The organism is Corallococcus carmarthensis (assembly GCF_003611695.1).
GTDB classification, from domain to species: Bacteria; Myxococcota; Myxococcia; order Myxococcales; family Myxococcaceae; genus Corallococcus; species Corallococcus carmarthensis.
This window is the reverse complement of record NZ_RAWE01000367.1, coordinates 1-5316: the sequence shown is the minus strand read 5'-3', so window position 1 is coordinate 5316 and position 5316 is coordinate 1. Positions and strand designations below refer to the sequence as shown.

Genomic DNA, 5316 nt, shown 5'->3' with positions numbered 1-5316 from the left:
GGAGGAAGGGGGGACATGGGAACGGACGGGTTCATGGCGTCGGCACCTCGCGGGCGCGGGCGCGCCCGACATGAAGGCAGGATGCACCCGCCTGGCGGCACGGCCGGGGGCCTCGGGGACGAGCGGTCGGGAAGCCACGCCGAACGGCGCCGCCCATCCCGTGGCCGGTCGGCGCCACCGGGGGCGGGAGCGAAGTCCTCGCCGTGACCGGTCGAAAGGGGCACGGCATCGGCCGCGTCCGGGTGGGGCCGTCGCACCGCGCCGTTCCAGGTCCCACACGCGGAAGCAGGCCCACCCGGGGTCCACATCCCCAGCACCTGGGGTCCGCGCTCTGTCCGCAAGAGCGAGCCGCGCTGCGTCGTCGGACGCTTCGGGCCGGTCCACCAGAAAGCGCGGTGATAGGTTGCCGCCCCGATGTCACCCTCGCCGCGGCTCCCCTTCCGCTTCCGTCCCCGCTCGACCCTCGCCCTGTGGAGCCTGGTGCTCGCCGTGGCGGGCTGTGACGGCCTTTCTTCGCGAACGCTGCCGGTCCCGGACGCCGGGGCCTGCGTCTCCGGCAACTGCCCGCAGCCCGACAGCGGAACGCCACCGGAGCCGTCCGGCCCGCGCGTGCGCATCGCGGCGTTCAACGTGCACCGCCTGTTCGACACCGTCTGCGACACGGGCTCCTGCGGCGGCTCCAACTATGAGGAACTGCCCACCGCGGAGCAGTTCGCGGCGCAGGTGGACCAGCTCGGCCGGGCCATCACCCCGCTCGATGCGGACATCGTGCTCCTGGAGGAGGTGGAGACGCAGGACTCGCTGAACGGGCTCCTCGGCCGCGTTCCGCAGTTCGAGTACTCGAAGCTCGGAGAGACCTACTCCGCGGCGTCGGTGGACGTGGCGGTCCTCTCCCGCCACCCCATCATCGAGACCCGCAGCCACCGCAGCCAATACATCTACAGGCCGGACGGCTCGGCCACCCGCTTCTCGCGCGACCTGCTGGAAGTGCACCTGGACGTGGACGGCACGCGGGTCATCGTCTTCGCGGCGCACTTCCGCTCCAAGGTGGATGACGATCCCGGCCGCCGCCTCGCGGAAGCCAATGCCTCGCGGGAGATCCTCCTCGATTCGGCAAAGGAGTTCCCCGCCGCGCTGGTGGTGCTCGGCGGAGACCTCAACGACATCCCCGGCTCGGATCCCATCAACGCCCTGGACCAGGGCCTCCTGCGCGTCGCAAAGGACCGGCCGGACAACGAGACGTGGACGTATTTCTATTCCGGCAGGGGGCAGGCCATCGACCACCTGTACCTCGCGCCCGGCGGCGGCGCCTACGTACCGGGCTCCTACCGCGTGGCCCGCGAGGCCACCGGTGGATACGGCGGCTCCGACCACGGCGCGGTGTACGCGGACTTCGCGCTCACGCCGCCCCCTTGAGCCGGCGCGGGACGGCGGGCGCCATACACTCCCCCTCCCTGTCAGCGCGGTGCCTGTAGCCCACCGCACGGGGAAGGCCTGGCTTTGACGCGGCAATGACAGCCACGGCGGAGCCTTCCAAGGCGGCCGCTTTCCTGTACGGTCCCCCTCCCTACCTTCCCGCCATGAACGCAAGCTCATGGCCAATGCGGCACGCCACCCCCGAGCGCTCCGGCATCCCGTCCCCGGGGGCAGGCCATGATTGAGGTGCGCACCTTCGAGGGCGACGCCTCCGAGGCCTCGTGGTTCCTCAACCGCGTCTGGCAATCCACCTACGGCAAGACAGCCCCGCTCCCCGTCTGGGACAAGCGCTTCTGCGACTGGCGCCTGTTCCGGAATGGCCAGGCCCCGCGCGACTACCTGCTGGCCGCGTACGAGGGGAAGACCCTGGTGGGCACGCTCTTCGCGGAGCCCGCGAGGCTCCGCCTGGGACGCCTGGAAGTGGACGGCAGCTACGGACTCCGGGCCACCGTCACGAACTCCCATCGAGGACAGGGCATTGGCGCGAAGCTCGCGCAGGAATTGCTCCGGCGGCACCAGGACCGCGCGGCGCGGCTCGCCATGGGCTTCACCACCGCGGAGCCCCGCCCGCCGGGCTTCTGGCGGCGTGCGTGGAACACGCGCCTCTTCGGAGGGCTCGGGATGTGGATGTATGCCTTTGATGCGCAGGCGCTCGCCCGCTGGTCCTTCACGGACAATGAGCGGAGGCTCTTCACGCTGGCGCATCCCTTCCTGCGGCACCGCTTCCGGGAGGCGGACCGCCAGGGCATCCGCCCCTATCAGCTCGCGGACCTGGGGCGCTGCACGACGCTGGTCCACGACATGCTGCGCCCGGTGACGCTGGGCTACACGTACACGACCGAGCAGCTGGCGGCGCAGCTCCAGTACCGGGACGTGCCGCGCACCTTCGTGCTGGAGCAGGACGGCGAGGTGCGCGGGCTGGTGAGTTCGCACAGCCTGCTGATGACAGGCGTGGGAGAGCTCACCGCGGAGGTCGTGGACCTGATGGCCTTCCACGCCTCCGTGTCGGCCGAGGACCGGCAGCGGCTGCTCCAGGTGGCCATGCAGGACATGGAGCGCCGGGGCGTGGCGTGCGCGGGGATGCTGCGGGGGCCCGGCACCCCCGCCTGCATGCTGTTGCGTTCAGGCTGGGTGCCCCTGCCCCGGCGCGCGAAGGTGACGTGCCTGATGCCCATCTGCGACCTGGACCTGCCCGCCGACCCGTGCGTCTTCACGCACCTGCGCTGACGCGCGAGCACTGGACCTTGCGGAACAGCCACACCGCTCCGCTGGCCACGGTCCGCACGCCCCCGCCCGCGCAGACGCACAGCGCGGGCAGGACGAGCAGCAGGTACTGCGGCCACTTGGTGTTCCACAGCAGCAGGAACACCAGTCCGACGACGGCGCCCACCGCCCACACGGGCCGCTCGCGCCACGTCCGGGGCAGGCCCAGCACGGCCAGCGGCAGCAGCGCGCGCCCGTTGAAGTGCGTGAGGTAGATGCCCGGGTCGGAGTTGGACAGCCACGTGTCCGTGAGGAACGCGAGCGGCTGGTACCAGGGCAGCGCGCTGCGGCGCACGTGCTCGCTGTGCGAATAGCCCCAGTGGAAGGTGATGGACTCCCACAGCGACGCGAACGGCGAAGACCACAGCGCGGGGTTCACCAGGAGGAACGCCGCCGCCGTGGACACGACGATGGCGGCCCACGGGCGCCACCGCGTGCGCGCGCCCGCCACCAGGAAGGGCAGGAACGTGAGCCCGCCCACGAGGCCATACGGATACTTCCCCGCCGCCGCGAGCCCCAGCAGTGCACCGGACACCGCCGTCCATCCCGGCGCGAAGCCCTGGCGCCGGGCACGTTCGAAGGCGAGCAGCGCGAGCACCGCGAACAGCCCCGGCACGGCCTCCAGGTATGCCTGGGACGTGTACTTCGTGTGGTACGGGTCCCACGCGAGCAGGAGCGCGCCCAACGGATCCACGAGCGCGACGAGCCCCACCTGGAGCACGCCGGCCACCGCGGACAGGCTCCGCGTCGCGAGGAACGTGGGGCGCGCGGCGTCCGGGATGGGCTGGCCCATGGGGACGTCCGGCCAGTCCGGTTCGGGAGCGCCCGTCACGCGCACGGTTTCGGCGAAGAGCAGCTTCACCAGCGGCGGGTGTTCGAAGTTCTCCCGGAGCCCGCCAATGTCGCCCCAGCGGCCCTCATCCAGCATCCGGGCATAGGTGAAGGCGATGGGCAGGTAGGTCGCTTCGTCGAAGTCCTGGCCCAGCCGTTCCACGGCCCGGGCCCGCTGCCAGACGGCGACCACGATGGCGACGAGTGCGACGAGGAGGGCCAGCAGGCGCGTGCGGGACACGAGCGCACGGATATCACGAAGGCCGCTCCCCTTCCGGAAGCCGGCGGGGCGTCCTTCTCCACCGCGTGCCGCCCCCCGAGCAGCCGGGGCGCGGCCCTGGTGGCGCGTGGCCCGACGCCCCAGCTTTGGAGCATGAGAACCGCTCGCATCCTCACCGTAGCCGCCCTGCTCGCGGGCGGATCCGCTGTCGCGAAGCGCGACGACACCGTGGAACTGCGCACGCCCCGGACGACCGTGCGCGCGAGCGTCGACGCGCAAGGTCTCCAGGGTCCGGACCTGCGGCTGCGGATGACGGACAGCGCGCTCCAGGGCCAGGCCTTCCAGCAGCCGGTGGACCTGAAGCTGTCGGACCAGCGCATCCAGGGCACCGTGGACCAGAAGCCGGTGGACATGTCCGTGCGCGAGCGCCCGGAGGTGGTGGAGGCCATGGGCACCTTCGCGGGTCAGCCTTCATCGCTGACGCTCAGCCCGGACGCGCTGATGGGGTCGGTGGGCCCGTGCGGCTACAACCTCATCATCGAGCGCGACCGCAAGCACTACCGGGGGACCCGCGCCTGCGGCGAGCAGCGCGAGAACGACGTGTTCGTGGCCATCCCGAAGTCCCTGGAGCAGGAGTCCGCGTCCGGGCGCATGGCCGCGCTGAGCGTGCTGCTCTCCCACCCCTGAACGCGTGCACGGTGATGGTGCGCGGGGCGCGGGTGTAGTGAAGTCCGCACCGTGTCCACCCTTCCCTCCGGCGTCGCACCCGAGCGCACCATCGGGCCGTTCCAACTGCTGGCCCTGGGCGTCAACGGCATCGTGGGCGTCGGCATCTTCTTCGCGCCCGCGGAGGTCGCGGCGCAGGCGCCCGGCCTGGGCGCGGTCTGGGCCTTCGCGCTGACGGGGCTGGCGCTGGTGCCGGTGGCGTTCGCGTTCGCGGTGCTGGGCCGGCGGTTCGACTCGGATGGCGGGCCCGTGGTGTTCGCGCGCGCGGCGTTCGGCGAGCGCGTGTCGTTCCTCGTCGGCTGGGTCGCCTACGTCAGCGCCTTCCTGAGCACGTCCGCGGTGATGGCGGGACTGGCGCGCGCGGTGGCGCCGTCGGTGGGCCTGGGCGGGCCCGTGGGCGAGCGGCTGCTGGCCTCCGCGCTGGTGACGGGGCTGGCGGCGCTGGTGGCCTCGGGCATCCGCGTGTCGGCGCGGACGTGGACGGCGCTCACGGTGCTCAAGCTGGTGCCCCTGGCGGCGCTGCTGGCCGCGTTCTTCTTCCTGCCCACCGGGCAGGTGCCGCCACCGCTGCCCGCCACGGGAGCGTCCTGGCTGAAGGCGGGGCTCACGGTGATGTTCGCCTACCAGGGCTTTGAAATCGTCCCGGTCATCGCCGGACAGGTGCGTGCGTCGGAGCGCACGGTGCCCATGGCGACGGTGGGCTCGCTGCTGCTGGCGATGCTGCTGTACGTGGGGCTCGTGTGGGCGTGCGTGGCGGCGCTGCCAGACCTGGCGCACGCGGGCGCGCCCCTGGCGCAGGC

At 72.2% G+C, this 5316-nt stretch carries 5 protein-coding genes; 4 read left to right on the top strand and 1 reads right to left on the bottom strand.

What is annotated here, in order from left to right:
* Positions 1–414 precede the first annotated feature (414 nt).
* Positions 415–1416, top strand: a complete 1002-nt coding sequence (locus D7X32_RS43060) for an endonuclease/exonuclease/phosphatase family protein (RefSeq protein WP_120608287.1) — start codon at positions 415–417, stop codon at positions 1414–1416.
* Between the two features lie 237 nt (positions 1417–1653).
* On the top strand, positions 1654–2703 hold the full coding sequence (locus D7X32_RS43055; protein ID WP_120608286.1) for a GNAT family N-acetyltransferase: 1050 nt from the start codon (positions 1654–1656) through the stop codon (positions 2701–2703).
* Here D7X32_RS43055 and D7X32_RS43050 read toward each other — a convergent pair.
* Complete coding sequence (locus D7X32_RS43050) at positions 2687–3811, bottom strand: glycosyltransferase family protein (protein ID WP_120608285.1); 1125 nt, start codon at positions 3809–3811, stop codon at positions 2687–2689. The two genes, D7X32_RS43055 and D7X32_RS43050, sit on opposite strands and share 17 nt — an antisense overlap.
* A gap of 132 nt (positions 3812–3943) precedes the next feature.
* On the opposite strand from D7X32_RS43050, the gene D7X32_RS43045 reads away from it, so the two are divergent.
* Together D7X32_RS43045 and D7X32_RS43040 are read left to right on the top strand one after the other, a co-directional pair.
* Positions 3944–4477 (top strand): hypothetical protein, encoded by a 534-nt coding sequence (locus D7X32_RS43045; protein WP_120608284.1) that lies wholly within the window; start codon positions 3944–3946, stop codon positions 4475–4477.
* 90 nt (positions 4478–4567) lie between these two features.
* Positions 4568–5316: APC family permease (locus D7X32_RS43040; protein ID WP_147450496.1), on the top strand; the 749-nt coding region annotated here is incomplete at its 3' end.

Coding starts and splice junctions, on each gene's coding strand:
- D7X32_RS43045 (WP_120608284.1), top strand. CDS start 3,944: ATGAGAACCGCTCGCATCCTCACCGTAGCCGCCCTGCTCGCGGGCGGA.
- D7X32_RS43060 (WP_120608287.1), top strand. CDS start 415: ATGTCACCCTCGCCGCGGCTCCCCTTCCGCTTCCGTCCCCGCTCGACC.
- D7X32_RS43055 (WP_120608286.1), top strand. CDS start 1,654: ATGATTGAGGTGCGCACCTTCGAGGGCGACGCCTCCGAGGCCTCGTGG.